The 25,651-nt window shown below is 72.5% G+C and carries 24 protein-coding genes; 9 read left to right on the top strand and 15 right to left on the bottom strand.

What is annotated here, in order from left to right; all coding sequences use genetic code 11:
- Positions 1–70: 70 nt before the first annotated feature.
- Genes KME79_RS02875 through KME79_RS02850 form a run of 6 tightly spaced genes read left to right on the top strand, consistent with a single transcriptional unit; the run spans position 71 to position 4,091 of the window.
- Positions 71–811: a HalD/BesD family halogenase gene (locus KME79_RS02875; protein WP_219543198.1), complete on the top strand. Its 741-nt coding sequence runs from the start codon at positions 71–73 to the stop codon at positions 809–811.
- Positions 812–840: 29 nt separating this feature from the next.
- The gene (locus KME79_RS02870) at positions 841–1,833 is read left to right on the top strand and encodes a methyltransferase domain-containing protein (RefSeq protein ID WP_187281046.1); all 993 of its coding nucleotides are present in this window, start codon (positions 841–843) and stop codon (positions 1,831–1,833) included.
- A gap of 1 nt (position 1,834) precedes the next feature.
- Entirely contained in the window at positions 1,835–2,041 is a 207-nt protein-coding gene (locus KME79_RS02865) for an MbtH family protein (RefSeq protein WP_148030392.1), read from the top strand.
- Positions 2,038–3,054: a guanitoxin biosynthesis L-enduracididine beta-hydroxylase GntD gene (gene gntD, locus KME79_RS02860; protein ID WP_148030391.1), complete on the top strand. Its 1,017-nt coding sequence runs from the start codon at positions 2,038–2,040 to the stop codon at positions 3,052–3,054. The genes KME79_RS02865 and gntD overlap by 4 nt, the downstream gene beginning before the upstream one ends.
- 11 nt (positions 3,055–3,065) lie before the next feature.
- The gene (locus tag KME79_RS02855) at positions 3,066–3,872 is read left to right on the top strand and encodes an SDR family NAD(P)-dependent oxidoreductase (RefSeq protein WP_219543197.1); all 807 of its coding nucleotides are present in this window, start codon (positions 3,066–3,068) and stop codon (positions 3,870–3,872) included.
- 45 nt (positions 3,873–3,917) lie between these two features.
- Positions 3,918–4,091 (top strand): hypothetical protein, encoded by a 174-nt coding sequence (locus KME79_RS02850; RefSeq protein WP_219543196.1) that lies wholly within the window; start codon positions 3,918–3,920, stop codon positions 4,089–4,091.
- 6 nt (positions 4,092–4,097) lie between these two features.
- Here KME79_RS02850 and KME79_RS02845 read toward each other — a convergent pair whose 3' ends face one another.
- Positions 4,098–7,121, bottom strand: coding sequence for an AfsR/SARP family transcriptional regulator (locus KME79_RS02845; RefSeq protein WP_219543195.1), 3,024 nt, complete (start codon positions 7,119–7,121; stop codon positions 4,098–4,100).
- Positions 7,122–7,356: 235 nt separating this feature from the next.
- Between KME79_RS02845 and KME79_RS02840 the strand changes: the two genes are divergently transcribed.
- Positions 7,357–8,001: a helix-turn-helix transcriptional regulator gene (locus KME79_RS02840; protein ID WP_148030388.1), complete on the top strand. Its 645-nt coding sequence runs from the start codon at positions 7,357–7,359 to the stop codon at positions 7,999–8,001.
- Here KME79_RS02840 and KME79_RS02835 read toward each other — a convergent pair.
- The 6 genes from KME79_RS02835 to KME79_RS44490 form a co-directional block, all read right to left on the bottom strand.
- A complete protein-coding gene (locus KME79_RS02835) occupies positions 7,982–9,073 on the bottom strand; it encodes an alkaline phosphatase family protein (RefSeq protein ID WP_219543194.1) in 1,092 nt (363 codons plus the stop codon). The two genes, KME79_RS02840 and KME79_RS02835, sit on opposite strands and share 20 nt — an antisense overlap.
- 1 nt (position 9,074) lies before the next feature.
- Positions 9,075–9,218: a hypothetical protein gene (locus tag KME79_RS02830; RefSeq protein WP_219543193.1), complete on the bottom strand. Its 144-nt coding sequence runs from the start codon at positions 9,216–9,218 to the stop codon at positions 9,075–9,077.
- A 76-nt stretch (positions 9,219–9,294) separates the two neighbouring features.
- A complete protein-coding gene (locus KME79_RS02825; protein WP_219543192.1) occupies positions 9,295–10,506 on the bottom strand; it encodes an MFS transporter in 1,212 nt (403 codons plus the stop codon).
- Complete coding sequence (locus tag KME79_RS02820; protein WP_219543191.1) at positions 10,506–12,269, bottom strand: DUF4910 domain-containing protein; 1,764 nt, start codon at positions 12,267–12,269, stop codon at positions 10,506–10,508. The genes KME79_RS02825 and KME79_RS02820 overlap by 1 nt, the downstream gene beginning before the upstream one ends.
- A 5-nt stretch (positions 12,270–12,274) precedes the next feature.
- Positions 12,275–13,984, bottom strand: a complete 1,710-nt coding sequence (locus tag KME79_RS44495) for an aminotransferase class I/II-fold pyridoxal phosphate-dependent enzyme (RefSeq protein WP_308248762.1) — start codon at positions 13,982–13,984, stop codon at positions 12,275–12,277.
- Positions 13,981–15,186, bottom strand: coding sequence for a tRNA lysidine(34) synthetase (locus KME79_RS44490; protein WP_246639155.1), 1,206 nt, complete (start codon positions 15,184–15,186; stop codon positions 13,981–13,983). Before KME79_RS44490 ends, KME79_RS44495 begins: the two co-directional genes overlap by 4 nt.
- Before the next feature lie 207 nt (positions 15,187–15,393).
- Between KME79_RS44490 and KME79_RS02810 the strand changes: the two genes are divergently transcribed.
- Positions 15,394–16,242: a GNAT family N-acetyltransferase gene (locus tag KME79_RS02810; RefSeq protein WP_187281043.1), complete on the top strand. Its 849-nt coding sequence runs from the start codon at positions 15,394–15,396 to the stop codon at positions 16,240–16,242.
- Positions 16,242–17,273, top strand: coding sequence for a GNAT family N-acetyltransferase (locus tag KME79_RS02805; protein ID WP_148030381.1), 1,032 nt, complete (start codon positions 16,242–16,244; stop codon positions 17,271–17,273). The genes KME79_RS02810 and KME79_RS02805 overlap by 1 nt, the downstream gene beginning before the upstream one ends.
- Positions 17,274–17,278: 5 nt before the next feature.
- Here the strand turns inward: KME79_RS02805 and KME79_RS02800 are convergent, their stop codons facing one another.
- The 8 genes from KME79_RS02800 to KME79_RS02765 form a co-directional block, all read right to left on the bottom strand.
- Positions 17,279–18,130: a nucleoside-diphosphate kinase gene (locus tag KME79_RS02800; RefSeq protein ID WP_148030380.1), complete on the bottom strand. Its 852-nt coding sequence runs from the start codon at positions 18,128–18,130 to the stop codon at positions 17,279–17,281.
- A gap of 299 nt (positions 18,131–18,429) precedes the next feature.
- The gene (locus KME79_RS02795; protein WP_219543190.1) at positions 18,430–19,632 is read right to left on the bottom strand and encodes a M16 family metallopeptidase; all 1,203 of its coding nucleotides are present in this window, start codon (positions 19,630–19,632) and stop codon (positions 18,430–18,432) included.
- The gene (locus tag KME79_RS02790) at positions 19,629–20,741 is read right to left on the bottom strand and encodes a nucleotidyltransferase family protein (protein ID WP_219543189.1); all 1,113 of its coding nucleotides are present in this window, start codon (positions 20,739–20,741) and stop codon (positions 19,629–19,631) included. The genes KME79_RS02795 and KME79_RS02790 overlap by 4 nt, the downstream gene beginning before the upstream one ends.
- Complete coding sequence (locus tag KME79_RS02785) at positions 20,738–21,469, bottom strand: class I SAM-dependent DNA methyltransferase (RefSeq protein WP_219543188.1); 732 nt, start codon at positions 21,467–21,469, stop codon at positions 20,738–20,740. Before KME79_RS02785 ends, KME79_RS02790 begins: the two co-directional genes overlap by 4 nt.
- Before the next feature lie 87 nt (positions 21,470–21,556).
- Entirely contained in the window at positions 21,557–23,446 is a 1,890-nt protein-coding gene (locus tag KME79_RS02780; protein WP_219543187.1) for a RiPP maturation radical SAM C-methyltransferase, read from the bottom strand.
- Positions 23,439–23,945, bottom strand: coding sequence for a flavin reductase family protein (locus KME79_RS02775; RefSeq protein ID WP_148030375.1), 507 nt, complete (start codon positions 23,943–23,945; stop codon positions 23,439–23,441). Before KME79_RS02775 ends, KME79_RS02780 begins: the two co-directional genes overlap by 8 nt.
- Positions 23,942–25,477: a tryptophan halogenase family protein gene (locus KME79_RS02770; protein WP_219543186.1), complete on the bottom strand. Its 1,536-nt coding sequence runs from the start codon at positions 25,475–25,477 to the stop codon at positions 23,942–23,944. The genes KME79_RS02775 and KME79_RS02770 overlap by 4 nt, the downstream gene beginning before the upstream one ends.
- Positions 25,477–25,650 (bottom strand): MbtH family protein, encoded by a 174-nt coding sequence (locus KME79_RS02765; protein ID WP_148030373.1) that lies wholly within the window; start codon positions 25,648–25,650, stop codon positions 25,477–25,479. The genes KME79_RS02770 and KME79_RS02765 overlap by 1 nt, the downstream gene beginning before the upstream one ends.
- Position 25,651 lies beyond the last annotated feature (1 nt).

Below are 25,651 nucleotides of genomic sequence, written 5' to 3'. Positions count from 1 at the left end.
TCCGGCCTCCGCCACGGTTCTACGGTCCGAGGCAGCGAGATCCCCTCAGGAGAAGCGAAGGATCCCCGCAGTGAATGCCCGAATTGTGCAGGAACTGAACCAGCACGTACGCCACGCCGAATTGTCCGGCGAGGTGGCGGCCGCCCGGCGCGAGTTCGCCGATCGCGGATTCGCGATGGTGTCGTTCCTGGCGCCCGCGAGTGTCAAGCAGGCCGTGGCCGACGACGTGCTCTCCCTCATCGAGGAATCCGGGGTCCGGCGCGACCTCAGGTTCAAGGAAACCGGCGGCACGCCCCGCCGGATGCGCAACGTGACGCGATCGGAGATCGCCGAGCACAGCGCCCTCATCCCCGCCGTGTACCGGTCGGAGGCCCTCGTCGGCCTGCTCGCCGAGATCGTCGGCGAGCCCGTGCTGGCCTGCCCGTACGAGCCCGAGCAGTATGTGATCACCCGTCTGGAGCACAGCGGTGACACCCACGGCTGGCACTGGGACGACTACAGCTTCGCGCTGGTGTGGCTGGTGCAGTGCCCGCCGCCGGAGCACGGCGGGTTCGTCCAGTGCGTCGCCGGCACCCGCTGGGACAAGAGCGACCCCGCCATCCACCGCGCGCTGCTCGACAACCCCATCTGGTCGTTCGAGGTGGGGGCCGGCGACCTCTACGTGATGCGCACCAACACCACGCTGCACCGCGTCTATCCGATCACCGCGGGCGTGCGGACGATCGTCAACATGGGGTACGCGTCCAAGCCCGACCTGGAGACGGTCATGTCCCACGAGACCATGGACGCGCTGTGGGCGGAGCAGGCGTGAGCACGATGCCGACCGAAATGGAGAACCCGATGCACACGGCTTTCACCCGCGGCCCGGTCGCCGACGTCTTCTCGTCCTACCTCGTCGCGGTGTCACTGTCGGCCGCCGGCGAGCTGGGCATCCTCGACGCGCTGAGGCGGGAGGACAGCTACTCGATCGAGACGGCGAACGCGGACGGGCTCGACCCGCGGCTGGTGCGCCAGCTGCTGGTGACGCTCTCCTGGGCGGAGATCGTCGAGGTCGCCGACGACAAGGCGGTCACCGGGCCGCGCTTCGATGACGCCTACCGCGCGCGGGGATACTTCTACTGGATGGTCCGCGGCTGCGGCGAGCTGTTCTCCGTCCTGCCCGAGGTGAGCAGGACCGCGAACCGCACCGGCGACTTCTACACCAGGGACATGCGGGCGGTGGCGGTCGGCTCCAAGCTGATCGGCGAGACCGAGGTAGAGCCGCACTTCGTCGAACTGCTCGGCGAGCTGGACTACTCGGCCATCGCCGATCTCGGCTGCGGTTCCGGCCAGCGGCTGATCGACGCGGTCTCCCGCCGGCCCGGCGTGCGCGGGGTGGGCGTCGACATCGCGCCCTCGGCGGTGGAACTGGCCGCGTCCTCGGTGGCGCAGGCCGGTCTCGCCGGCCGGATCGGCGTCGTCACCGGCGACGTGCGCGACCTCGAACCGCTGCCCGAGTTCGCCGGCGTCGACCTCATCACCTGTGTCTTCCTTGGCCACGACTTCTGGCCCAAGACCACCTGCGTGGCGGGCCTGCGCAAGCTCCGCACGGCCTTCCCCGACGCGCGGCGGCTGCTGCTGTGCGACGTGGTCCGCAGCGAGGAACCGCCGGGGGCGGACACGACGATCTTCACCCTGGGCTTCGAGCTCGTGCACGCCGCGATGGGGGTCTACCTCCCCACCCGCACGGAGTGGCGTGAGGCGTTCCGCGAGTCCGGCTGGGTGCTGAACGGCGAGCGGGACTTCGCCGCCCCTCCCCGCGGCGTCCTGTTCGACCTGAGCCCGGAGAGCTGACATGAGCAACCCGTTCGACGACGAGAACGGCTCCTTCCTGGTCCTGGTGAACGCCGAGGAGCAGCACTCGCTGTGGCCGTCGGCCTTCCCCGTCCCCAGCGGCTGGAGCGTCGCCTTCGGCCCGGCCTCCCGCGCCGAGAGCCTGGAGTACGTCGAGAGCAACTGGACCGACATCCGGCCCGCCGGCGTGAGGAGCGCACTGGCATGAGCGCCGACACGATCGAATACGTCCTCGACGGCAAAGAGGTGGACTCGATCACGGCCGTCGGCGAGCGGGTCAGGGCGCTCGGCGAGGATCCCGCCGACCCGGGCTTCTTCGACCGCTGCTGGCACATCCGCGAGGAGCTGCCGGTGGGGCTGCGCCGGTTCCTGGAGGACTTCCGCCGCACGGAGCCGGCCGCGTTGTGCCTGGTGCACGGCTTCCCGATCGACGACGACGCCGTCGGGCCGACGCCCGGCCACTGGTCGGTCCCCTCGCAGTCGGCCGCCGCGGGCGACGCGGAGGTCTATCTCGCCCTGTGCGGGATGGTGCTGGGCGAGCCGTTCGCCTGGTCCACCCTCCAGGGAGGGCGGATGATCCAGAACATCGTGCCGATCCGCGGCGACGAGATGCAGCAGAGCGGTCACGGCAGCCAGTCGTCGCTGGAGTTCCACACCGAGGACGGGTTCCACCCGCTGCGCTGCGACTATCTTCTGCTGTTCGGGCTGCGCAACCACGAGCGCGTGCCCACGGTCGTGGCGTCGGTGCGTGACGTGGAGCTGTCGCCGGAGCAGGCCCGGCTGCTGTCGCGCCCGCGCTTCCACATCATGCCGGACGACGAGCACCTGCGGCAGTTGGAGGCGACCCAGCCCGGCCATCCCGCGCTGGCGCTGATGCGCGAGATGCGCGACAGGCCCGAGGCCGTCCCCGTGCTCGTCGGCGAGCCGGGCAACCCGTACCTGCGGCTCGACCGCCCGTTCATGACCTGCGCGGACGGGGATCCAGAGGCCGAGAGCGCGCTCGACGCGCTGGTGGCCGGGCTGGAGGCCGGGCAGCAGGACGTGGCCGTCGGGCCGGGCAGCCTGCTGATCGTCGACAACTACCTCGCCGTCCACGGGCGCAGGCCGTTCCATCCCCGCTACGACGGCACCGACCGGTGGCTGAAGAAGCTGACGGTCAGCAGGAACCTGCGCAGGTCCATCGGCAACCGGGCGACGACCAGCCCTCGGGTGATCTTCTAAGGGGTGCTGCCATGCGTACCGTGGTCATCTCCGGCGCGTCCAGCGGGATCGGGTTCGCCGCCGCCGAGCACTTCGCGCGCTCCGGTGACACCGTCTTCAACCTCGACGTGCAGCCGCCGATCGCCGCGCCGAGCCCGGGTGTCACCTGGGTCGAGGCCGACGTGACCGACTGGCCGGCGATAGAGGCGGCCGTGGCGGCGGTGTGGACGGACCAGGGCCGGCTGGACGTGGTGATCGCCAACGCGGGCATCAGCGTCAGGCACGGCGTGCTCAACCTCGACGAGGCCACCGCCCGCCGCGTCGTGGACGTCAACCTGCTGGGCGTGCTGGGCCTCTGGCGCTGCGCGGCCGGTTACATGACGAGGCAGGGGCGTGGCGTGCTGCTGGCGACGGCGTCCGTCAACGCCTCACGCGCCTATCCGTACTACGCCGACTACAACGCCACCAAGGCCGGCGTCCTGGCCCTGTGCCGCACCTTCGCGCTGGAGCTCAGCCCGAACATCAGGGTGGCGTGCGTCAGTCCGGGCGCGGTGCTGACGCCCATGCAGGAGGCGGAGTACACCCCGGAGATGCTGGAGGAGGTCAACCGCTCCATCCCGCTCGGCAGGCACGCGCAGCCGTCGGAGATCGGCGCGGCCTTCCACTACCTGGCCTCACCGGCCGCCGCGTTCCTGACCGGGCAGGAGCTGGTCGTGGACGGCGGCGAGATCGCCGGCGCGACCACGTCCGCCTTCGGCACGGGCGGCACCACGGATGTGCCGGGGCCCGCGGCCTGGCCGCTCTCCTCGACCCTGCGGGCCGGCGACGTTACGTTCTAGCGGGACCCGCGTGACAGATCGACACTTCTCCGAGAAAGGACTCCCATGAAGCGCCGCATCACCTTGGTGAGCATCGCGACCGCCTTCCTCACCGCCCTGCTCGTCTCGCCCGCCGTGGCGGAGCCGGACGTCGACCCGTTCAGGAACTTCCACTGGACCGGCGAGCGCGACATCCAGCTGCCCTGGCCCGGCGAGCGCATGATCAGCAAGCTCCCCTGACGTCGCTCAGTGCCCCTCGTCCTCCGCGAGCAGGGCGGCCGCGCGAGCCCACAGCTCGTGGGCGCCCTGGTCGTTGCGGAGCATGGCCTCCGTCGCCGCCAGCGCCTCCAGCGCCCGCGCGTGCCAGATCCTGGCGCCCAGCTCCTCGAAGACCTTCGAGGCGAGCGTCAGGTTGTTGCGGGCCGACGCCGCGTTCCCCGTCCCGAAGTAGAGGTTGCCCAGCGCGAGCGAGGTGACCCCCACCACGAACTGCTCACCGACCCGCTGGGCGATCTGCCGGGAGGTGAGCAGCGCGCCTTCCGCGGCGTCCGTACGGCCCTGCTGCGCGTAGGTCTCACCCAGGACCCGCAGCACGTAGGACTCGCCCACCACGTCGCGCAGCTCCCGCACCGTCTCCAGCGCCTTCTCCAAGGTCTGGCGGGCGGCGTCGACGCGCTGGGTGAGCAGCAGCACCTCGCCGAACCGGTACAGCGCCTGGGCCAGGCCCCGCTGATAGCCGATCTCCTCGAAGGTGCTCACCGCGGCCCTGAGCAGGGGCTCGGCCTCGCCGTACGCGCCCCTTTCCAGGAGCACCTGCGCGGTGCTGGCCATGACGTGCGCCCCGGCGGCGTGGTCGCCGAGCGCGCGGAGCATCTCTCCAGCCTGCGCGTAGCGCTCGAGCGCCAGGTCGAACCGGCCGGCGATGCGATCGAGCAGGGCGAGGTTGCGCAGGGCCAGCGCGTGGCCGTGCTCCTCGCCCTGTTCCTCGAACATGCGCACCGCCTTACGCAGGAGGCTGTCGGCGTCGTCGTAGCGCTGGCGGAACAGTTCCAGGCTGCCCAGGCCGTAGGTCATGGCGGCCTCGCCGCGGACGTCGCCGTCGCGGCGGGCGGCGGCGAGCGCGAGCTCGTGCGCCGAGCGCCAGTCGTCGTAGTAGCTGCGTACCTCGAAGAACGTCGCCGAGGTCATCGTGAGGTCCCAGCAGAGCGCGCTGAAGCCGAGCGCGGCCGCCTGGCCGATCGCCGCCAGCAGGTGCGGGCGCTCGGCCTCGAACCATTCGATCGGGTCGGGCATCATCCGGTCGATCACGGCGAAGGGCAGCCTGCGGCGCTCCGCGGGGCCGTGCAGGACGGCGTAGTCGCCGCCGAGCAGGCGGGCGTGGGCGGCCTCGGCCAGGGCCAGCCAGCAGCCGAGGGCCCGGCGCAGCGCGGCGTTGCGCTCCTGCTCGCTCTCCTCGATCAGGGCGCGCTCGCGCGCGTAGAGGCGCAGCAGGTCGTGGAAGCGGTAGCGGGCCTGGCCGCCGGGCCAGGGCTGGCTCAGCTCCAGCAGCTGCGCGTCGACGAGCTGCTCGATCAGGTCCTGGGCCCGCTCCGGATCCATCTCCAGCAGGGCGGCGCCCAGCCACGGGCCGAACTCGGCCACGTCCAGCAGCGCCAGCCGCCTGAACATGATGGCCGCCTGCGGCGACAGGTCGCGGTAGCTGAGGATGAACTTGGTGCGCAGGTCCACCTCGCCCTGGCTGAGCTCGTCGAGCCGGCGGCTCTCGTCGGTGAGCCTGGCCACGAGGTCGGCGCTGGTCCACGACGGCCGCACGGCCAGCCGGGCGGCCGCCACGCGCAGCGCCAGCACCAGCCCGCCGCACAGCTCGCTGAGTTGCCTGGCCCCCTCCGGGTCGGCGTGCACCCGCTGCTCCCCCGCGATGCACGCGAGCACGTCCACGCCCTGGTCGGGCGGCAGCACGTCCAGCCGGAGCGGGGTCGCGCCCTCCAGGGTGATGAGCCCGGCGAGCTGGTCGCGGCTGGTCACGATCACGGCGCAGCCGGGCGCGCCGGGCAGCAGGGGCCTGACCTGGCTGGAGTCGCGCGCGTTGTCGAGCACGAGCAGCAGCCGGCGCCCGGCCAGGACGGTCCGGAACAGGGCGGCCCGTTCCTCCAGCGTGGTCAGGGGATGCTGGCGGGTCACGTTCAGCGCGCGCAGGAGAGTGTCGAGCACGTCGAAGGGTGAGACCGGCGGGCCCGTCTCCGAGTAGCCGTTGAGGTCGACGAAGAGCTGGCCGTCGGGGAAGCGCGGGGCGACGCGATGCGACCAGTGGACGGCCAGGCCGCTCTTGCCGACCCCGCCCATCCCGGTGATGACGGCGATGAACGGCTGGCACGCCTGGGACTTGCGGTCGAGGAGCGCGTCGAGCCGCCCGAGCTCGGCGTCGCGGGCGACGAAGCCGGTCACGTCGGGCGGCAGCTGGGCGGGCACGGCCGGCGCCGCCTCCGGCGCGGCGTGTTCCATGACGAGGCGGCCCTGCCGCTGGCCCGTCTCCCCGCGCAGGATCGCCTCGTTCAGGCCGGCCAGCTCCGCGCCGGGTTCGAGCCCCAGCCGCTCGATGCTGAGCCGGTAGCCCTCCTGGTAGGTGGCCAGCGCCTCGGCGCGGCGCCCGGCCCTGCTCTGGGCCAGCATGAGCAGGCCGCGCAGGCGCTCGCGCAACGGGTACTCGGCGACCAGCGCGGCCAGCTCGCCGACGATCTGCAGATCGTGCGACAGTTCCAGCTCGACCTCGAAGTACTCCTCCAGGATGGCCAGGCGCCACTCGCCGAGCCGCTCGGACTCGGCGCGCACCAGCTCTCCCTCGACGCCGGTCAGCGGGTCGCCCCGCCACACGGCCAGGGCCGAGGAGAGCTGTTCGGAGGCCTTCTCCAGGTCGCCCGCGGTCCGGGCCGTGCGCGCCTGGCGCAGCGCCTCCTCGACCTGTTTGACGTCGAACCTGTCGTCGTCGGCGAGCCGCAGCAGGTAGCCGGAGGAGACGGTGACGATGGGGTCGTGGGCCACTCCCGCGGCGGCGAACTCCCGGCGCAGCCCCGACACGCAGATGGCCACCTGGTTGCGGGCGGTGGCGGGCGGGTTCTGGCCCCAGATCGCGGCGCTGAGCCTGTCGGTCGAGACGACCCGGCCCACGTTGAGCAGGAGGGTCGCCAGCATGATGCGCTGTCGCGGCCCGCCCAGCGGGATCTGCAGGTTGCCCGTGATCACCGTCAGTGGACCGAGGACGCGGAACTCCATGCACACACCCACTGGGTCGTCTCAGCTAGGGCCATGGCGTTCCCGCCGACTCCATACGGGGAGATCGTAAGATATCCACGCATAGGCGATATAACAAGAAATGACAAAAAATGTCCACATCTACTGTGATGACACTTCAGTCAGAGTGACCGATAACGCACCGAAATCGCATGCACATACCTCCCCTCTAGCGTGCGAAGTAGTGATACTTCGACTGGCAACCGGGTTGGTATCGATGTCTCCTAACACCAGCAGAACCCTCCCCTTCAAACCCGCCGACCACTCCGCGGCGCAGCTCGGGCTCCCCCTCCTGGAGCTGGAACTGGCGGAGCAGACCCACGCTGAGTTGCTCGTGCTGTCCGCCGAGCCCGAGCGCATACACCCCGCCCTGCCGCGCCTGTTCGCCCAGCTCGCCCGGCGCCGGGTCGCCGTCCGCATCCTCCACGGACCCGGCCGGCCCGGCCGCACGTCCCCTCTCGCGCAGGCCTGGCAGGCGGGCGCGACCGTCCGGGCGGTGACCGGCCTGCCCTATCAGGTGCTCGTACGGGATCGCGTGGTCGCCTACGTCGCGCACCCCGGCCCCGCCCACACCGGGCGGCTGGAGAGGATCCCCCATCCTGTGGTCGCGGCCTCCGTGGCAGGTGTCTTCGACACCATCTGCCACATCCTCGACGACCGGCGCAGCGGCGCTCACGAAGACGAGGGGCAGGACGAGGTGCTGCGGGCGCTCGACGACGGGCTCACCGACGACCGTGCCGCCGCCCGGCTGCACCTCAGCAAGCGCACGTTCGCCAGGCGGGTGGCAGGAGTGATGGAGCGCCTCAACGCCACCAGCCGCTTCCAGGCCGGGGCGGAGGCCGTCAGGCGCGGCTGGATCTGACCCAGCGCGCCAGCGGGACCAGCGTCTCCCCGTCGCTGATCGCCCCGTGCTCGTAGGACAGTCCGGGATCGGGGAGCGGGAAGCGCGGTGAGGTGGCGATCGCCATCACCGCGCCGAGCCGCTCCCGCACCGGGCCGGCGGATTCCATCAGGCCCAGCTCGCCGAGCGCGGTCGCGGGCAGCACCATGGCATGGCCGTCCAGGGCCTCGGCGAGACGTTCCGCCACCTCCCGCTCCCTGCCCGGATGCGGGTAGAGCCAGCGCACCCGGCCGGCCCCGCCGCCCGGCAGCTCGCACAGCTCGGGCGTGTCCACCTCCGCCCAGCGTCGCGCCAGGCCGGGGTCGGAGGCGACGGGAACCAGGCCGTGGTCGGCGTAGGCGAGCACGTGCCACCCCCGGCGAGCCCAGGCGGCCGCGTGCCGCTCCAGCTCGGCCAGCGCCCCTACGGCCCGCTCGTCGTAGCCGTGCCGGTGCAGGTGGTCGTCGAGGTTGACGTAGACCCACAGCAGCAGCGGGCGGGTCCGCCGCGCGCCGATCGCCGCTCCGACGTCCGCCGCCACCCCCGCCACCAGGCGGTACGGGTCGCGGGTCAGCGCCTCCCGCGCCGGCTGCCGCGCCGCGCCGCGGGTGAGCGCGTCCACCCAGGGACCGGACAGCAGGTCGAGCTCGCGGCCCACCACCACCGCCTCGGCGCCCTCCGCCCGCTCGAAGACCGTGGGCAGCGGCCGGACCGGTTCGCGCGGCGCCGCCTCTCCCGCCAGGACGTCCCCCGTGATCGCGTTGACGAGCGGACCGCCGGCCCGCTCGCGATAGGCGGCGCCCACCGTCAGATGCCCGGTCACCGGCGCGCCGGTGACCGAGGTGAGCCACGCCGTGGCCGAGGTGCTGGGAAAGGTGGAGGCCAGGCAGGAGAGCTCGGCGGACCGCCAGACCCGCCGGGCGACCTGCCAGGAGAGCCCGTCCACGGCCAGGACGAGCACGCCGCGACCGCCCCGGTCCAGTTCCGACAGAACCAGCCCGGGGACGGCACGCAGGTCGAGCCCGGGGCGCGCGAACGTCCCGGCCTCGGTCATGTCAGTAGTTCGGCACGCAGTCGGTGCACGTCGTGCGGAACTTCACGACCTGAACTTCCTGGCGCGCGGCGAGCATTTTCTCGACGAATTCCGGAGTCGTCATGATGGGGGTTTTCACACTGGTCTGGATGCTTTCATGCAACACGGGCGCCTCCTGGAATTGGGCCGGGCCTTTCAGCCCATTTTCTGTGATTCAACGATAAAAATCTTGATTGTTCTGGTCAATCAACTTTCGCCAGGTTGGCATCAATCCGCCACCCTCGCCCCACCAGCACTGACGCGGTCACCATGGCGAAAATCACCGCCGCCGCCGCGTAGATCACCCGGAAATCGAGGAACCCCACGACGAGCGCCCCGATCCCCATGGACAACACGAACGGCAGGTCGATGATCGCGTCCATTGCGGTAAGCGCGCGGCCCTGCATACCGCTCGTGGTACGGCGCTGCACGAGCGTCGTCGTGGCCACCATGAAAATCGGGATGGAAAGACCCACCAGAACGCCGCTCGCGCACATCGTCACCTCCGTCGCGGGAATCACCAGGGCCAGGCCCGCCGCGCTGAGCCCGAAGCCCACAGCCGCCGCGCGATGCTCCCCGTACCGCCTGATGAGCACGGCGACGACGAAGCCCCCGGCGACCGAACCCGCGCCCTGGAAAGCGGCGATGACCCCGACGAACGCGGCCGGCCGGCCGAGCCCCTGCTCCACGGCGGCGAACATGGCCGGGTTGACCAGCCCCGCCGCGCACAGCGCCGCGGCCACCGCCAGCACGCCGCCGCGCAGCTCCCGGTCGCCCATGATGTGGCGCACCCCCGCCAGCAGATCGGCGCGGAACCGGCCGGGCTCCCGCGGCGCCGGAGCGGCCAGGTCGGGCGCCCGCCGGAGCATGAGCAGCACCAGCACCGACACCAGGAACGTCGCCGTGTCCAGGATCGCCACCGCGGACAGCCCCAGCGCCACGTACAGCGCCGCGCCGATCAGCGGGCCGAGCACCCGCAGTCCCTGGCCGAGTGAGCTGAGCAGCCCGTTCGCGTCGCCGAGCAGCCGCTCGGGGACCATGGAGTGGATCAGTCCGCCCCTGGCCGCGTTGAAGACGTGGTTGGCGAAGCCGTAGCCGAGCGTGACCGCGAACACGATCCACAGATCGCCCGGATGCCGCACGAGCAGCAGGCAGAGCACCAGCGCCCCGGCCAGCAGGTCGTTGACGATCAGGACCTTGCGCCGCGGGAACCTGTCGACGAGCAGCCCGGTCAGCGGCGCGAAGAACGACGGCACCGCCAGCAGGATGAACACCACCCCGGCCATCGTGTCCGAGCCGGTCAGCTCCTTGACGTAGATGCCCAGCACCACCAGGAGCGCCCGGTCCCCGATCATGTTCACCGTCTGACCGAAGAACAGCAGCAGGAACCGGCGGTCGCGCAGCAACTCGCGCATCAGCCCTCCTTCGCCCAGCCGGCCTCGACGAGCACGGCCAGGAACTCGTGCGCGAACTCCTCCGGCACCGGCAGCTCGGCCGCGCACTCCGCGTAGGCGGCGAGCGCCGCCCGGTCTCTGGCGCCGTCGATGCCGTGGGCGAGGGCCAGCATGAGGGCGTAGGAGCGGGCCCGGGCCCGCGCCGCCTGCCGATCCAGCCACACGCGCCCGGCGGGACTCGCCGCCTCGGCCAGCCCGCGCAGGTTGAACGGCCCATCCCAGGCACGACTGAGCACCGGCCCGGCGAACACCTCGCCGCTTTCACCCGCCGGCGACAGCGCGGCGCCCGCTCCGGCCGGTGAGAGCGCGGCAACGTGATTTGCGAGGCCGGTCAGCCAGGCGCGTGCCCCGCCGCCCGCGCGGCCGTGGAGCGCCTCCGCGCCGTCCAGGGCGCCCAGGGCGACGGCCGTACGGTGCCGCAGCAGCGCCCGTGACCCCTGCCGGCACCCGAGCAACCGCGCCGCCCCCCAGCCCACCGCGATGTCCTCCAGTTCGGCGCGCTCGCCCGCGAGCCCGGCCAGCACCGCCGCGACCGCGCCCGCGACCGTGGCCGTACGGCGCAGCTCCGCCGGGTCGAGCTTGTCGAGCGTGTCGGCGGCGCTGTGGTTGAACCGGTCGGGCCAGTGCCCGAGCGACACCGTCGGGCAGCCGATGGAGGCGTCCACGAGCAGGCTGTGGTCGGAGGCCCCGACGAACGGCGTGGCACGCCAGGCCCAGGTGTCGCAGGCCACCGCACCCGAGTAGGAGCGCGCGGCCTGCGGCAGCGCCGCCACGACGTGCTCGGTGAGCGCGTTGACGAAGCCGGGCAGGTGGTCGGGGCTGCGCTCGACGATGAGCGGCCCGCCGCACCGGCGCTGGTCCTGCCCCGCCATGTCCACGTTCACGGCGGCCACCGGCGGGCGGGCGGCGACGTCGTGCAGGTAGGCGGCCATCCCGGTGAACTCGGGACCCCAGACGAACCTGATGCCGCGCCTCCCCCGCCGCCCCGCGAGCATCCTGGCCACGCTCAGCAGCGCGGCGGCCCCCGAGGCGTTGTCGTTGACGCTCGGGCGCGGATGGCACAGGTGCGCCGAGAGCAGCACCTCCTCCGGCCCCGTCCCGGGCAGCAGCCCGGTGACGACGGGCATGGCCGCCCGCCGGTGCGTCTCGACCTCGACCCGGACCCGGCCCCGCCGCAGCAGCTCGGCCGCCTGCTCAGGGGTGACGCTGAAGGCGGCCAGGCCGCTCCCGGCCGGCAGCTCGACCCTGCCGGGGCCGGGCAGGCGGTCGGTGACCAGGCCGAACGCCCCGGCGCTCGCGGCCCGCGCGATCGCGACGGGCACCGGCGTGCCGGGGTCGTCGTCGTGTACGGCCAGCGCGCCCTCACCGGCGTCCGCCAGAGGCGCCACGGTGACGGTGACGCCGCCGGGCGGGGTCGCCGCCGAACCCGCCGCCAGCGCGAACGGCTGCTCCGGGTAGCGCACGACGTCGTCGATCGCGGCCCGCACCGGGGTCCAGGAGAGCGGGGCGCGGAAGCTCCACCAGCGCCTGGCGCCGTCGGCGGGGAACTCCAGGAGCCGCACGTCGCTCAGGCCCGCCCGCTCCGCCCGGCCGGCGACGTACTCGGCGGCCGCGCGGATCCCGTCGGACGCCTGGTATCGGTCGAACGCGGCCAGCTCCGCGACGTCCTCGACCGCCCGCCGCACGTCGCAACGGTCGAACGCATCCTGTACGGCGTCGCCCACGGTCCTCATGCCGCGGCCCGGCGGAGCGCGGCGCGGCGGACGGCCGAGAGCGGCACGCTGACCCGGGTCAGGCCCGGCAACCGCCGCCCGGCCAGCCACGGCGGCAGCTCGTCCTCGGTCACCACCCAGGGCAGCGCGGGATGCCCTGGTTCCACCCGGCAGCCGAGCCCGCTCAACATCTCCACCAGCTCCGGCTTGGCCGCCGCGACGGCCTGCCGCAGCGGGGCCAGCACGTCGCCCTGGTCGAGCAGCCGCAGCGCCACCTCCAGCGACAACGCCGACATCCCCAGAGGCGGCACCGCCTGGCGGACCGCGCGCGCCACGTCAGGGGAGCACATCGCGAAGCCCGCGCGCAGCCCGCCGCAGCAGTAGCCCTTCGACAGGCTGCGCAGCACGACCAGGCCGGGCACCCGGGTGGTCAGCGGCACCGCGCTGGCCCGGGGGCCGAGGTAGTTGGCGCAGGCCTCGTCGACGACGAGCACCCCGCCCGCGGCGGCGGCGGCCTCGGCCAGCTCCGCCACCTGCTCCAGCGGCAGCACGTCGCCGCGCACGCCGGGCCGTTCCAGCAGGACGGTCGTCGGCCGTTCGCCCGCCACGTCCTGTCCGGGCGTGTACACGCGCAGCTCCGCGCCGCGCTGCGCGGACCAGGCGGGCAGGTCGGGGTGGGCGTACGCGGTGTGCAGCAGCCTGCCGGGCCCGGCCAGCGCGTGGAGCAGCCCGGTGGTGCCCGCCCCCGTCACCACCTGGCCGGGGTCGAGCGGCACGCCGAAGTGGCGGGCGAGCACCGGGGCGGCGCTCCCCGAGCCGTACGGGTCGTCCAGGGAGTAGGCGCGGGCGGGTTCCCGGGGATCGCCGACGGCGGCCCAGGCGTCGTCGATCGCGTCCCGTACGAAGTCGATCTCGTCGGGCGCCCATCGCAGGTCCACCTCGGCGCCGCGGCCCCGGTGACCGAGCACGGCGGGACGGGGGCGCGGCGCCGCGACGGCGAGGATCTGGACGTAGCGGGTCTCCGGCTGGACGGCGGCGCCGGCGGTGAAGCCGGCGTCGGCCCGTACCAGCTCGAAGCCCGCCGCCCGCACCAGCGACACGACCTCGCTCGGCAGGTAGAGCCTGACGTCGTCGCGGAGCACGGCGACGCGGCCGTCGGCGTGCGCCACGCGCAGCTCGCCGCGGCTCCGGCCGTCCAGCGGGTCGTAGGAACGCAGGAAGTCGAAGGTGTCGCCGGCCGCTTCGAAGCGGTCGCGGGCCCGGTACCGGCTCAGGATGGCCGCGACGTTCGAGTGGTCGAGAACCAGCAGCCCGCTCGGCACCAGGCGCTCACGCACCCGCCGCAGCAGGGCGAGCTGCTCGTCGTCCCGTCCCCAGCCGAAGGCCTGCACGCAGATCGCCGCGTCGGCCTCCGGCAGCTCGACCCGCTCCAGCAGGTCGCCCTCGATCAGGCCGACCCGCACGCCCTCCCGGGCGGCCGCCGACCTGGCCTGCTCCAGAGCCCACGCGCACACGTCGACCCCGGTCACCCGGTAGCCGTGGCGGGCCAGCTCGACGGCGTGCCGGCCGGTGCCGCACCCGAGGTCGAGCAGCCGCCGTCCCGGCGCGTGCTCGCCCAGGACCTGCAGCAGGTAGGCGGTCTCCGCGGCGGTGCGCTCCCTGGTGTACTCGTGCCGGGCGAAGCTCCAGTAGTCGGCGGTGAAGTACTCGGCGTACCAACGGGTCACGCGTACTCCTGGCGCGCGAAGAAGTCGCACACGTCGCAGATGTCGACGGGATTGCGCACGCCCTCCTGAGCCACGTAGACGCCTTCGCAGACCCGGCACTTCTCTTCGACCAGCGGGAACATGTAGCGCTGCATGGTGGAGAACGACTCGAACAGGTAGTAGTCGATGCCGGGCCACAGGCCGTACAGGTGGTCGGCCATGGCGTAGGCCATCGAGCGCTCCTGCGGGCCGGTGGTGAAGCGGCCCGGGGTGCCCTGGCGGTTCAGCTCGGGAGCCACCAGTTCCAGGTAGATCGTCAGCTCCTTCTTCGGGATGCGGTAGAGCGGGAAGACGTAGCGCATCCCGCCGATCTGCCTGACCGGGATGCCGCCCATCCGGAAGCCGCTGGTGAGCCACGTGACCATGCTGGCCACCAGGTCGTCGCCGTTGAACCCGAACGCGACCGTCCCGGCGCCGATCCGCTGGGCGTGGTCCTCCAGCATGCGCCGCAGCACCTGGTGGCCCACGACCATGTTCAGGTGGCTCCGGTCGCCGCCGACCACCTCGTTCATCGCCTCCACGAAGGGGCGGCGGAGCTTGAAGACCCGCTCGATGTCGGAGGCGTCGACGATGACCTGGTCGATGCCGAGCCCTTCGGCCGAGGCGCGGGCGGCGGCGAAGGTGGCCGGCTCCTCCCAGTCGGGCAGGCCGGTGATCGTCACCGAGGTCATCGTGAAGGCGGGCAGCCGGTGCCTGGTGCGTTCGAGCAGCTTCAGGAAGGCGACGCTGTCGCGGCCGCCCGACAGGCCGATGACCACGTTGTCGTCCGCCTGGAGCACGCCGTGGCCGAGCACGCTCTGGACGAAGGTCTCCTCGACGTAGCGGACGAAGCTCTCCTCGTCGAACTGCTCCACGCGCCGCTCCAGGCGGCCCATGGTGTCGAACAGGATGGACTTGGTGTAGATCGGGTCGGGCGTGCCGTACACCGTGGTCGCGGGCCGGCGGGTGACGTCGAGGTCGTAGTGGCGCACCTGGCGCAGTTCGATGACGTCGTGCTCGCCGACGATCGTCGTCTCCTCGGGGACGATCTTCCCGTTGCGGGTGGTGATGACCGCGTTGACGGGGATGCCGTGGGCGGTCAGGACCTCCGTGAGCGGCCGGCCGGCGGCGGCCTCCAGAGTTTCGGAACCGCCCACCTTGTTATGGAAGACGACTTGGGCCACGGCTTTCTCCTCGCTGTTCATTGTGCTTAATATCGTTTCTACAGTCGGCGAAAGGGCGACATGAGCGACAGCCTGGAAATTGGCATCTTCACGTCAATCGACGCCCTTGACGGCGCGGAATGGGATGCGATTGTCTCGTCCTGCGGGGCGCCGGTTTTCTATCGGCATCGCTATTTGCGGTCCTACGCCCGTCATCCGCTGGCGGCCGTGCAGTCATTCCGCTATTTGGTGGTGCGCGAGGGCGGGCGTCCGGTCGCGGTGCTTCCCGTCTCGCTGATGGACGGGCTGGACCCCCTGGGCCAGCTGCGTGCCCGCTACCCGGTGACCGGCGCGGAGCGCGGGCTGCTGAGCCACGTCTGGCACTGTTACGACGCCTGGCTGCCCGGCGCGCCGGCGCTGGAGGCCGTGGCCGACGCGATGCGCGGCCTGGCCCTGGAGCTGGAGGCCGACTGGTACGGCTTCGTCAACGTCGCGCACGACTCGCCGCTCCGCGCCGGTCTCGTGGAGCTGGGCTTTTCCGCCGAGCACATCGAGGACCGTTTCCGTCTCGACCTGCGCGGACTGCCGCACCCCTTCGTCCACGCCACCCGGAAGGCGCGCGCCAACCTGCGCCGGGGCCGGCGCAGAGCGGAGGAGTCCGGCGTGTGGCAGCGGGTCGGGATCGCGGGCGAGGCGGACCTCATGGAGATCGGGCGGCTGTGCGCCAGGACCGCGGCCAGGCACGGCACCGGCGGCTTCTACCCGCCCGAGCTGTTCGCCGGCTTCGTCACCGGGCTGGGCGACCTGGCGCTCGCCATCGAGATCCGCCAGGAGGAGCGGCTCGTCGCCGCCGGGATCGCGCTGCGCGACGGCCGCCGCTTCCACGCCTGGGCGTGCGGGGTGGACTACGACGTGACGGGCGGGTTCAGCCCGTATGCGCTCCTGCACGCCGCGACCGCCGAGCAGGCCGTGCGCGAGGGATGCGAGGTCCTGGAGGGCGGGCGGGGCAACCCGCGGTTCAAGCTCAGGCACGGGCTGAGCCGGCTCGGGCTCGACGCGTGCCTGGTGAAGGTCTGATGCGGGTGACCGCCGGGCTGCTCCCGGCCGAGGGACCGCTGTTCAGCGCCGGCCGCTGGCTGGCCGCCATGGGCGGGCGGGTGCCCGGCTCGCCGTACACCTTCGAGCTGGGCGGGGCGATCCTGCACGGGACCGTCGCTGAGCGGCCGTGTCCGGGCGAGGTGTTCGACCTCGGGCACCTGCTGACGGCGGACACCCCGAAGCTGCCGCTGAGCGCGGCCACCAGGGCGGCGCGGGCCCGGCGGGCGGCCTGGCCCGGATGCACGCCGCACCTGGTGGTCATGCTGCCCGGGTACGAGTGTCACGCGCTCGGCCCGGCCGGGGACGACGCCGCGGCGGTGGAGACCCTGGTGTCCGAGATCGTCGTCTGGGCGCGGGCACGCGGGCTGCGGGCGGTGGCGTTCCTGTACACGCGGGGGCCGGCGCTGGAGCGGGCGCTCGGCGGGCAGGGCTTCACCGGGATGCCGATGTCGTACTCGTGCGAACTCACCCCGGGCACGCCCTTGCCGGCGCGCCGGGCGAAGGAGGCGCGGCGGGAGACGCGGCGGCTGGCGGAGGCGGGGGTGCGGCTCCGTATGACCGAGATCGGACGGCCTGTGCCGGGGATGGTCGAACTGAAGTGCGGACATTCCCGGAAATATGGCGGCAGCCCCGATCCGGCGGCCGTGGCCCGCCGTCTGCGGGCGCTCTGCTCGGGCGGCGCGCTGCTGTTCGGCGCGGAGCTCGGCGAGCGGCTCGTGGGATACGGGCTCTTCGTCCCCCACAGGGGCACCTGGTACTGCGTGAGCACGGCCATGGCGTACGACCTCCACGAGGCGCGGCACACGTACTTCGCGACCGCCTTCTACGAGCCGGCCCGCCACGCCGCCGAGGCCGGGGTCAGCCGCCTGCACTACGGGCACGGTGCCTGGCGGGCGAAGCTGTCACGGGGATGCCGGGCCGTCGAGCTGCCGATCTGGGTGCTGGCGCTGGACCCGGAGCTCAAGCCGCTGATCGAGTGGAGCGCCAGGACGACCACGCTGTCGCCGTGACGGGCTCACTGCCAGCGGCGCAGCGGCGGGAACAGCATCGACGTCTGCAGCACCGCGTGCTCCCATCGGTCCATCGACACCCCGTGGACCGCCAGCTTGGCCGCCGCCCGCCGCAGGTCGAGACGCTCGCCTTCCGGCAGGAACTCGCAGGCCAGGAGCTCGGCCAGCGGATGGCCGGCGGGGAGCAGCGCGGCGAGCTCGGCGCCCGCGCCGTCCCTGGCCGACACGGCCAGCTCGGGGGCCAGCTTGCGCGCCCCGTCGTCGAGCTCGTGCCAGAGCGCGGCCACGACCCGCGAGCGCAACCCGGCGCGCACGTCGTCGAACTCCCTGCTCTCGCGCGGCACACCGGCCTCCAGGAGCGCCACCAGGTCGCGGAGCGGCCCCTGGTCGCCGTGGAGCGCCGTGCCGTGGCCCTCGCCCATGAAGATCCCGGCCTCGTGCCGGGAATCCTCCGGGCTGTCGGAGCTGTGCACCAGGTCCAGCAGCACGTTGACGCCGCGCAGGTCACGCCTGATCGTGCCGGGCTCGGCCGCCGCCGGGTCGCTGGCGCCCTTCAGGGCACGCAGCCGCCGGTGCGGCTCCGGCGCGGACGACCTGTCCTCTACCAGCAGGGCGAGGCTCGGCCCGAGATCGAACACCACGTCGACCTGCCGGTAGAAGTAGGCCTTCCAGACGGAAGTGATCTTGGTTTCCTGGAAGGCGTCCTGCCCGGGCGGCCGGTGCCACAGCACCTCGTAGCGAGTCGGCTCGAACCCGTGCTCCTCCAGCCGTTCCAGGACCGGAGTGACGAGATGCCGCATCAACGCGTCGGGCGGAAACAGGAACAGGATCGTCCTGTCCCACACGATCTCGGCCATCCGTCACTTCCTCAGTTTCTAGCCCTTACGGGATTTCCGGACGCGGGGGCGTTTGATGACAATGTAGATGTGCCGATCCACGGGATCGTCTCACTTTCTCCGGAGCTTGGGACGACGGACGACGAAATGGCGCCGGTCCATGTTTTCCTGCCTCATTTCCTGGTCAGCTTGGGGCGAAGACTGACTCGACGCTGCCGGTCCATTTCTCTCCTTTCCACACGGCGATTTCCTGGGCCCCATGGTCGCTGTTTCCCGCAGCCTTCTCGCGGGCCGCCGCGTTTGTTGGCAGCAAGACGCCATCACGCGCCGCCCGCGGTCGCCACGGCGAGCGGGCCAGGGATCTCGGCCAGGCCGGGCCCGCGCACCGCCTCGATCGCCGCGAGCTCGTCGGCGAGGGTCCAGTGGGGGGTGCCCGCCACCAGGGCGTGCTTGCCGTACAGCAGGACCTCTTCCAGCGACTGCTCCGCTTCCAGCCGCAGCAGCCCGGCCGCGCGCCTGGCGGCCCGCGTCACCTCCGCCTCCGCCTCCGTCCACCGCGGCTCGGCGAGCAGTTCCGTCGCGCGGTCGACGACCTCGTCCAGATGTTCGGGCGCGGTGGCGAGGAAGACCCGCCAGGTCCCCGCGTCGCGGTAGGGGGCCACCATCGGCCACAGTTCGTAGCAGAGCCCCCGCCGGTTGCGCAGCTCCTCGGTGAGCAGCGCCGAGCTGGCCCCGGCCAGCAGCTCCATCAGCACGGGCCAGCGGTGGCGCAGCGGATCCCGGTACGCGGCCGCCGGGCCGCCCAGCACCACCCCGGTGGTGTCGGCGTTCAGCCGCAGCGCTTCGCGTCCGCCGCCCCAGGCGGGCGGCTCGCCGGGATCGCTCTCCTGCCACGGCGGCAGCGCGGCCAGCGGTCCCTTGTCCAGGACGCGCAGCAGGTCGTCGGGGTCGGCGCCGCCGCACACCACCACGCCGGCCGAGCCGAGGAAGCGCCGGTGATGGTCGCGCAGCGCGTCCAGCTCCAGCCGGTCGACCTCCTCGATCGTCCCGCCGACCGGCCTGCCCAGCGGGTGGCCCGGATAGGCCAGCCCGAAGAAGATGTCGTGGACCACGTCCAGGGGGTCCGCCGCGGCCAGCCGCAGCTCCTCCTGGACGACCTTGCGCTCGGCCTCCAGCACCGGCGCGCTCAGCTCGGGCTCGGCCAGGGCGCGGGCCAGGATGTCCAGCGCCGCGGCCGCCTCCTCGCTCGGCACCCGCGCGTACAGGACCAGATGCTCACGGCTGGTGATCGCGTTCGCCTCGCCGCCGAGATCCTCCAGCAGGTCGATCACCCGCTCCCCGCCGGCCGACGGGACCTGCATCAGGATGTGCTCAAGCAGGTGGGTGCCGCCCTCGACGCCGGGCCGCTCGTGCCGGGAACCGGCGCGCAGCCACACGCTGACCGTGGTCACCGCGGCGCCGGGCCGATGCGCCAGCCAGGCGGGCGCCGCGCCGCGCTCGGCGACGTGGACCGGGCGGCTCACAGCGCGCCCACCGGCTCTGCCCCGGCCAGCAGGTCCTCGTCCACCTCAGTCCCGTGGACCAGGATGAACCGTCCCACCGGCGTGTGCGCCCACATCGCGCCGCCGTACTCCCGCAGCGTCAGCTCGTCCGCACGCTCGCCGCCCTCGACCGGCAGCGCGAAGAGGATCAGCCCCGCCTCCAGCGCGGCCCGCGGGCTCAGCCGTTCCAGGATCGCCGTTCCCGGCCTGCGCAGCTGCAGCGTCGTGGCCGCCAGGCGGAGCGGCCGGCGCAGCGCCCTCAGCACCCTGGCGCGCCGCCGCGACCGGCTCTGCCTGACCTGTGCCCGGCGCTCGCCCGGCAGGTCCGGCACGTCGAAAGGGCTCTGCCGCAGCAGCCGCGCCAGCTCGGCGTACTCGGGCCAGAGCTCCGCCGCGCCGACCGCCGGCGCGCACCGGGCGAGCGTGGCCTCGTCCGCGCCGCCGAGCAGCAGCGCGGCGTCGATCAGGTCCCTGACCCGGTACGGCTGCTCGAACCGCTCGTACAGCAGCGCCAGGAGGTTCTTGACCACCGGGTCCGCCGGCGCCTCCGTGCGGTGCGGCGCCGCGATCCCGTCGCCGATGTAGGCGAGCGTGCTCAGCTCGATCCCGTACGGCAGGGCGTACGGATCATCCGGCAGGCGTCGCAGGCTGACGATCACCTGGGTCGCGCCGCCGAGCCTGACGAACGAGGCGGTGTGCATCGACCAGCCCTCGGCGAGCAGCCACCCGGTCAGCGCCCACAGCCGGTCGCGGTCGGGTATCCAGAGGTCGAGGTCGTTCATGTACCTGAGCAGGCCGCCCGGATAGCGGTCGGCGAACTCCAGCCCCTTGAGCGAGACGGGCCGGTCGGGCAGGCGCGCCCACTGGTCGCGGTAGAAGGCCATCCGGCCGCGCTGCTGCTCCAGCTCGTGCGCCAGGGCGGGGCTGAGCCGCCGCCCCTCGCTCTCCCAGGCGCTGAGCAGCGTCGCCACCAGAGAGGGCTGCTCGCGCCTGGCGGCGTAGAGCACCTCGCCGGGCGTCTCCAGCTCCTGGCCGGTGATCAGCTCAAGGGTCGCGACCACCTGCTCCGCGCTGACGACGGGCGCGTTCATGCCGGCCTGCGCAGGCACCACACGGCCGTCGAGGAACCGGGCGCGAGCGGCTCGCCGGTGAACCCGGCGTGCGCGCTCTCCACCTCCCAGCCCGTCTCGCCCGCCCACCGCTCGATCTCGGCCATGGTCAGGAAGCACATCCGGATCGGCGGGAAGTAGCGCCGGTCCACCACCCGGCGCTCGTCGAGCGCTTCGAGCAGCCCGATCATCTCCACCTCCAGCCCCTGCTTGTCCAGCATGCGGGTGACCTCCCACACGGCCCGCCGCTCGTCCCAGACCCGCAGCCTGGGCACGCCGTCCCGGGCCTTCTGCCGCTCGGGGCGCGGCTGGACGACCTCGAAGGCGAGCCGCCCGCCCGGCAGGGCGTTGCGGAACGCGCAGGCCAGCGCGTCGCGGACGGCCCGGCGCGGCAGATGGTTGAGGGTGTTCTGGCCGCAGTACTGCAGCGCCACCGGCTCGGGCAGCTCGCAGGCCGCCAGGTCGGCCTGGATCAGCCGGACGCCGTCGCCCAGCCGCTCGCGGGCCGCGCGCAGCATCGCCGCCGAGACGTCCACCCCGACCCGGGGTTTGAGCTCGGCGGCCAACCGGCCCGCGCCGATGCCGAGATCGGCGACGGACCCGTCCGCACTGCCGGTCAGCCGCTGGTAGTAGGCGATCTCCCGTGGATCGGCGCCGCCCATCGCGGTCCAGGCGAGGTAGAGCTCCGCCCAGTGGTCGAAGTCGTGCATCACGCTCTCCGGTGTCGGGACTTCGATCACATCACCGGGCCCGCCGGCCCGGCGGGCCCGGCCGCGTGACTGGCACAAAGATGCCGTCTAGCCGGTCGTCAGCACGAGCGGCCGGCGGCGGGAGCTGACCAGTGAGCGCCGCGGCCGGGGCATCGGATCGGTCCCGGTCTCGGCCAGCACGAGGCTCATCGCCCGCTCCCCCTCGGTGAAGATCAGGCCGCGCTCGCGCAGCTCGCCGAGGTGCCCGGCCTGCTCGGGGGTCAGGCGGTCCACGCGGGTGGGGCGTTCGAGGACGAGCAGTGTGCGCGCCACCGCCTCGTCCAGCGCGTACCGGGACGCCGTCCCCGGGCGGGAGTCGCGCACGAACCACGACCCGGCCTCCTCCTCCAGCCGCAGGACGGGCGGGTCGCCGTCCTCCCAGCCGCGTGACCAGTCGGCCACGGCCGCGGTGAGCGGGCGGATCCACCTGGCCACACCGATCATGTACGGTGCGACGGCGCGGTCGTTGAAGTAGTAGGCCAGCCGGCTCAGCGACTCCTCGGGGAAGGGGTAGGTGAGCCGGTAGTGGTCCACCGGGTGCAGGTCGAGCCCGAAGTCGCCGGCCTGGTTGAAGTAGGGGCTGTAGCGGTCGAACCGTACCGGGAAGACGCCTTCCGGCGGCGGCAGGTGGGCCAGCGACGGCAGGTCGTCGAGATACTTGGCGAAGGTCGACTCCGGCTCGCCGGGGAAGCCGATGAGCAGGTTCCACGCCGGGGCGATGCCGTACCGCACGCAGTTCTTCAGCAGCTGGATGTTCTGGAACGCCGAGGAGCCCTTCTTCATCAGTTTCAGCGTGCCCGTCGACAGCGCCTCGATGCCGGGCTGGATCCGGTCGACGCCGGCCCTGGCCATCTCGCTCATGTCCTGCTGGTCGAGGCCGACCTTGACCTCGTAGAAGATCGACGCGCCGGAGGGCGGCCGCAGCCGGGGCAGGACCTCGGTGAGGTACTCCAGCGGCATGATGTTGTCCGTGCAGGAGTAGACGGTGCACCAGGGCGCGTACTCGAAGAGCCGCTCGAACTGGGCGACGGCCCGGTCCGGCGTCATCGCGCGATAGGCCATGCCCTGCCCGTTGAGCCCGCAGAACGTGCAGTGCGAGCGCTCACCCCACCAGCAGCCGCGCGAGGTCTCGAAGAACAGGATCGGCTCGACCCTGTCCTCGACGGCCGCGGTCAGCTCGTCGAAGGACGAGACGAACGAGGCGTAGTCGGGCTCCAGGCAGTCGTCGATGTCGGTGTCGGCGCCGATGGCCCGCCGGTAGCGATCCTCCTGGCAGTTGCGCCGCGACACGACGCCGGGGATGCTGTGCGGGGTCTCCTCGTCGCCGTCGATCACCGCGCGCAGGAAGCGGGGGAAGCTCCGCAGGGCGGGGCCCGAGAAGGCGTAGTCGAGCTGGCCTGCGTGCTCCACGAGGGCCGCGCCCATCGGCGCCTCGCAGTTGGCGCCGCCCATGACCGTGACGGTGCCGGGCGAGCGCTCCTTGACGACGGCCGCCATGGCCAGGCTGGGCACGGTCTGCATGAACATCGAGCTGAACCCGACCACGTCGGCCTCGGCCAGCCGGTACTTCTCCGCCAGGTGGGCGCAGAACTCGCCCAGCCGCTCGCGGTGCCGCATCAGCCGGGCCCGCAGAGCCGCGTGCGCGGGGCCGGCGAAGTAGCGGCCGAAGTACTCCTCGCCGTTGTCGGGCGCGTCCGGGAAGGCGACCTGGCGGAAGAGCCAGTCGCCGATGCCGGCGACGTGGTGCTCCATGCCCTCGGCGACGGCGTCGTACAGCTCGGTGCCGAAGAAGCGCACCACGTCGTGGTTGAGGTAGCAGACCCGTGCTCTGGCCTCGTCGCCGAAGTCGCGCTGGACCAGCGAGGAGAGCTGGCTCAGCGCGAACGATGGCCGCCTGCGGTCGGCGAACGGCATGTTGACCAGGGCGATGTCAAGCACGAAGGGTCCTTTCCGCGTCCCGGTGCCACGTGGCGTACTCCCGGAAGCCGTACATGAGCGGGGATTCGGGGTCGCTGGCGATGTCGACCACCCGGCCGAGCACGACCGCGTGGTCCCCGACGGTCAGGACCTGCTCCACCGCGCACTCCGCCCAGCCGTGCAGGTCCTCCTCCAGCCGGGGCAGCCGCCGCGGTCCCGCGGGAGCCCACCGGATGGCGGAGAACCGGTCGGCGGTGAGCGACGAGAACAGCTCGGCGGCCGGCCGCGACCTGGCGGGCAGCAGGTTGACGCCGAATCCGCCGGCGTCGACGGTGGCCGCCAGGGTGCGGCTGTGCACGTTCATGCTGACCAGCAGCGTCGGCGGGGTCAGCGTGACGCTGATCAGCGAGGAGCAGGTGAGCCCGCAGGGTTCGCCGTCCGAGCTCATCGCCGTCACCACCGCCACGCCCGTCGGATAGGCGCTCATGAACGCGCGGCAGGACTCGGCGAGCGGGGTCAACGCAAGCTCGTCAGGTACTCGTGGGCGGCGGGCAGCGCCGCCGCCATCCGCTGGGCCCCGGCGCGCAGGTCGGCGAACTCCGCCCTGGCCCCCGCCGGGTCGAGATGGGCGAGCGCGGGGCGCGGGCCGGGCTTGTAGTGGCCCAGGCCGAGCAGCATCGTGATCCACGAGTAGAGCTCGAACCCGTGGTAGTAGGGGTAGATCGTGCTCTCGTCCGGGAGCCGGGTGGCCGCGACCGGCAGGAACTCCGCCAGCCACTCCGGGATCGGGCGGACCTTCGTCTCCTTCCAGAACGGCGTGTCGGCGCGGGCGGCGGCGCGGTAGTGCAGCACCAGGAACTCCCGCACCCCGTCGATCACCCTGGCGACCCTGTCGTTGTAGCCGTCGATCAGGCGCGGCTCCCACCGCTCGTCGGGGAAGTGCTTGACCAGCTGCTCGATGGCGTGCTGGATGAAGAAGATGCCGGTCGACTCCAGGGGTTCGACGAACCCGCTGGACAGGCCGACCGCGACGCAGTTGCCGACCCAGGAACGCTCGTTGCGGCCGATCCGCATCCGGATGTGGTTGGCCTCCAGGTCGTCGCGGCCGGGTGCGGCGAAGGCGCGCAGCGTGCGCTCGGCCTCCTCCGGGGAGCAGTACTCGTCGGAGTAGACGTAGCCGGTGCCGTTGCGGCCGTAGAGCGGGATGGTCCAGATCCAGCCCGCGTCCATGGCCGTCGCCGTGGTGTACGGGTTGATCAGCTCCTGCTCCTCGCGCGGGACGCGGAGCGCGACGGCGCGGTTGTTGGGCAGCACGTCGGTGAAGGAGCGGAAGCGCTCGCCGAGCGTCTGGTTGATCAGCAGGCCGCGGAAGCCGGTGCAGTCGACGAAGAGCTGCCCGGTCACGTCGCCGTGCTCCTTGGTGGAGACGTGGCTGATCCAGCCCCGCTCGTCCCGGCCGACCGCGGTGACGTCGTCGAGCACGTGGCGCACGCCGCCCCGTACGCCGATGCCGGTGAGGTAGGCGGCGAGCTGGGCGGCGTCGAAGTGGTAGGCGTACGGGAACTGGGCCCGCTGCTCGTCCAGGGTGGAGCGGCCCAGCGAGCCGTCGAGCCCGGAGGCGAAGAGGCTTCCGTCGAGGAGCCTCGGCGAGCGCCGGGCCTCGCACAGCCACGGGGTGAGGTAGCAGTGCCGGTCGAACGGCTCGGCCGCGCCGTTCAGCTGCAGGTGCCAGTCGGCGAGGGTGAACCCGTTGCTCACCCGCAGCCGCTCGAACGGGTGGTAGAAGTGGGTGCCGTCGCCGCGCCAGTTCTGGAAGCGGATGGCCAGCTTGTAGGAGGCGGAGCACTGCGGCATCCACTCCCGCTCGTCGAGGCCGAGATAGTCGAAGAAGTGACGGACGGTGCTGAAGGTCGCCTCGCCCACCCCGATGGTGGGGATGCGGGGCGATTCGACCAGGGTGACGGAGACCCGGTCGCCGAAGGCCCTCTTGAGGTAGGTGGCGGTCATCCAGCCAGCCGTCCCGCCGCCCACGATCACCACGTCGTTGATCATCAGTGCTGTCCTCTCAGGCTGAGCGGCCGCATGTCGGTCCAGATGGCCGAGATGTGCTCCAGGCACTCCTCACGGCTGCCGCGGACCCCCTCGTCGGTCCAGCCGGCGGGATTGTCGCGGCCCTCGGGCCAGACGGAGTACTGCTCCTCGTGGTTGACGACGACTTTGAACATC

The organism is Nonomuraea harbinensis (assembly GCF_019396385.1).
Taxonomy (GTDB): Bacteria; Actinomycetota; Actinomycetes; order Streptosporangiales; family Streptosporangiaceae; genus Nonomuraea; species Nonomuraea ferruginea.
Note: the sequence above shows the minus strand (reverse complement) of the source record. Positions and strands in the feature narration are given on the sequence as shown.

Bases quoted from the DNA above. Each gene is read 5' to 3' on its own strand.
- KME79_RS02870 (WP_187281046.1), top strand. From the start codon at position 841: ATGCACACGGCTTTCACCCGCGGCCCGGTCGCCGACGTCTTCTCGTCC.
- KME79_RS02865 (WP_148030392.1), top strand. From the start codon at position 1,835: ATGAGCAACCCGTTCGACGACGAGAACGGCTCCTTCCTGGTCCTGGTG.
- gntD (WP_148030391.1), top strand. From the start codon at position 2,038: ATGAGCGCCGACACGATCGAATACGTCCTCGACGGCAAAGAGGTGGAC.
- KME79_RS02855 (WP_219543197.1), top strand. From the start codon at position 3,066: ATGCGTACCGTGGTCATCTCCGGCGCGTCCAGCGGGATCGGGTTCGCC.
- KME79_RS02850 (WP_219543196.1), top strand. From the start codon at position 3,918: ATGAAGCGCCGCATCACCTTGGTGAGCATCGCGACCGCCTTCCTCACC.
- KME79_RS02845 (WP_219543195.1), bottom strand. From the start codon at position 7,121: ATGGAGTTCCGCGTCCTCGGTCCACTGACGGTGATCACGGGCAACCTG.
- KME79_RS02840 (WP_148030388.1), top strand. From the start codon at position 7,357: ATGTCTCCTAACACCAGCAGAACCCTCCCCTTCAAACCCGCCGACCAC.
- KME79_RS02835 (WP_219543194.1), bottom strand. From the start codon at position 9,073: ATGACCGAGGCCGGGACGTTCGCGCGCCCCGGGCTCGACCTGCGTGCC.
- KME79_RS02825 (WP_219543192.1), bottom strand. From the start codon at position 10,506: ATGCGCGAGTTGCTGCGCGACCGCCGGTTCCTGCTGCTGTTCTTCGGT.
- KME79_RS02805 (WP_148030381.1), top strand. From the start codon at position 16,242: ATGCGGGTGACCGCCGGGCTGCTCCCGGCCGAGGGACCGCTGTTCAGC.
- KME79_RS02800 (WP_148030380.1), bottom strand. From the start codon at position 18,130: ATGGCCGAGATCGTGTGGGACAGGACGATCCTGTTCCTGTTTCCGCCC.
- KME79_RS02790 (WP_219543189.1), bottom strand. From the start codon at position 20,741: ATGAACGCGCCCGTCGTCAGCGCGGAGCAGGTGGTCGCGACCCTTGAG.
- KME79_RS02785 (WP_219543188.1), bottom strand. From the start codon at position 21,469: ATGCACGACTTCGACCACTGGGCGGAGCTCTACCTCGCCTGGACCGCG.
- KME79_RS02770 (WP_219543186.1), bottom strand. From the start codon at position 25,477: ATGATCAACGACGTGGTGATCGTGGGCGGCGGGACGGCTGGCTGGATG.
- KME79_RS02765 (WP_148030373.1), bottom strand. From the start codon at position 25,650: ATGTTCAAAGTCGTCGTCAACCACGAGGAGCAGTACTCCGTCTGGCCC.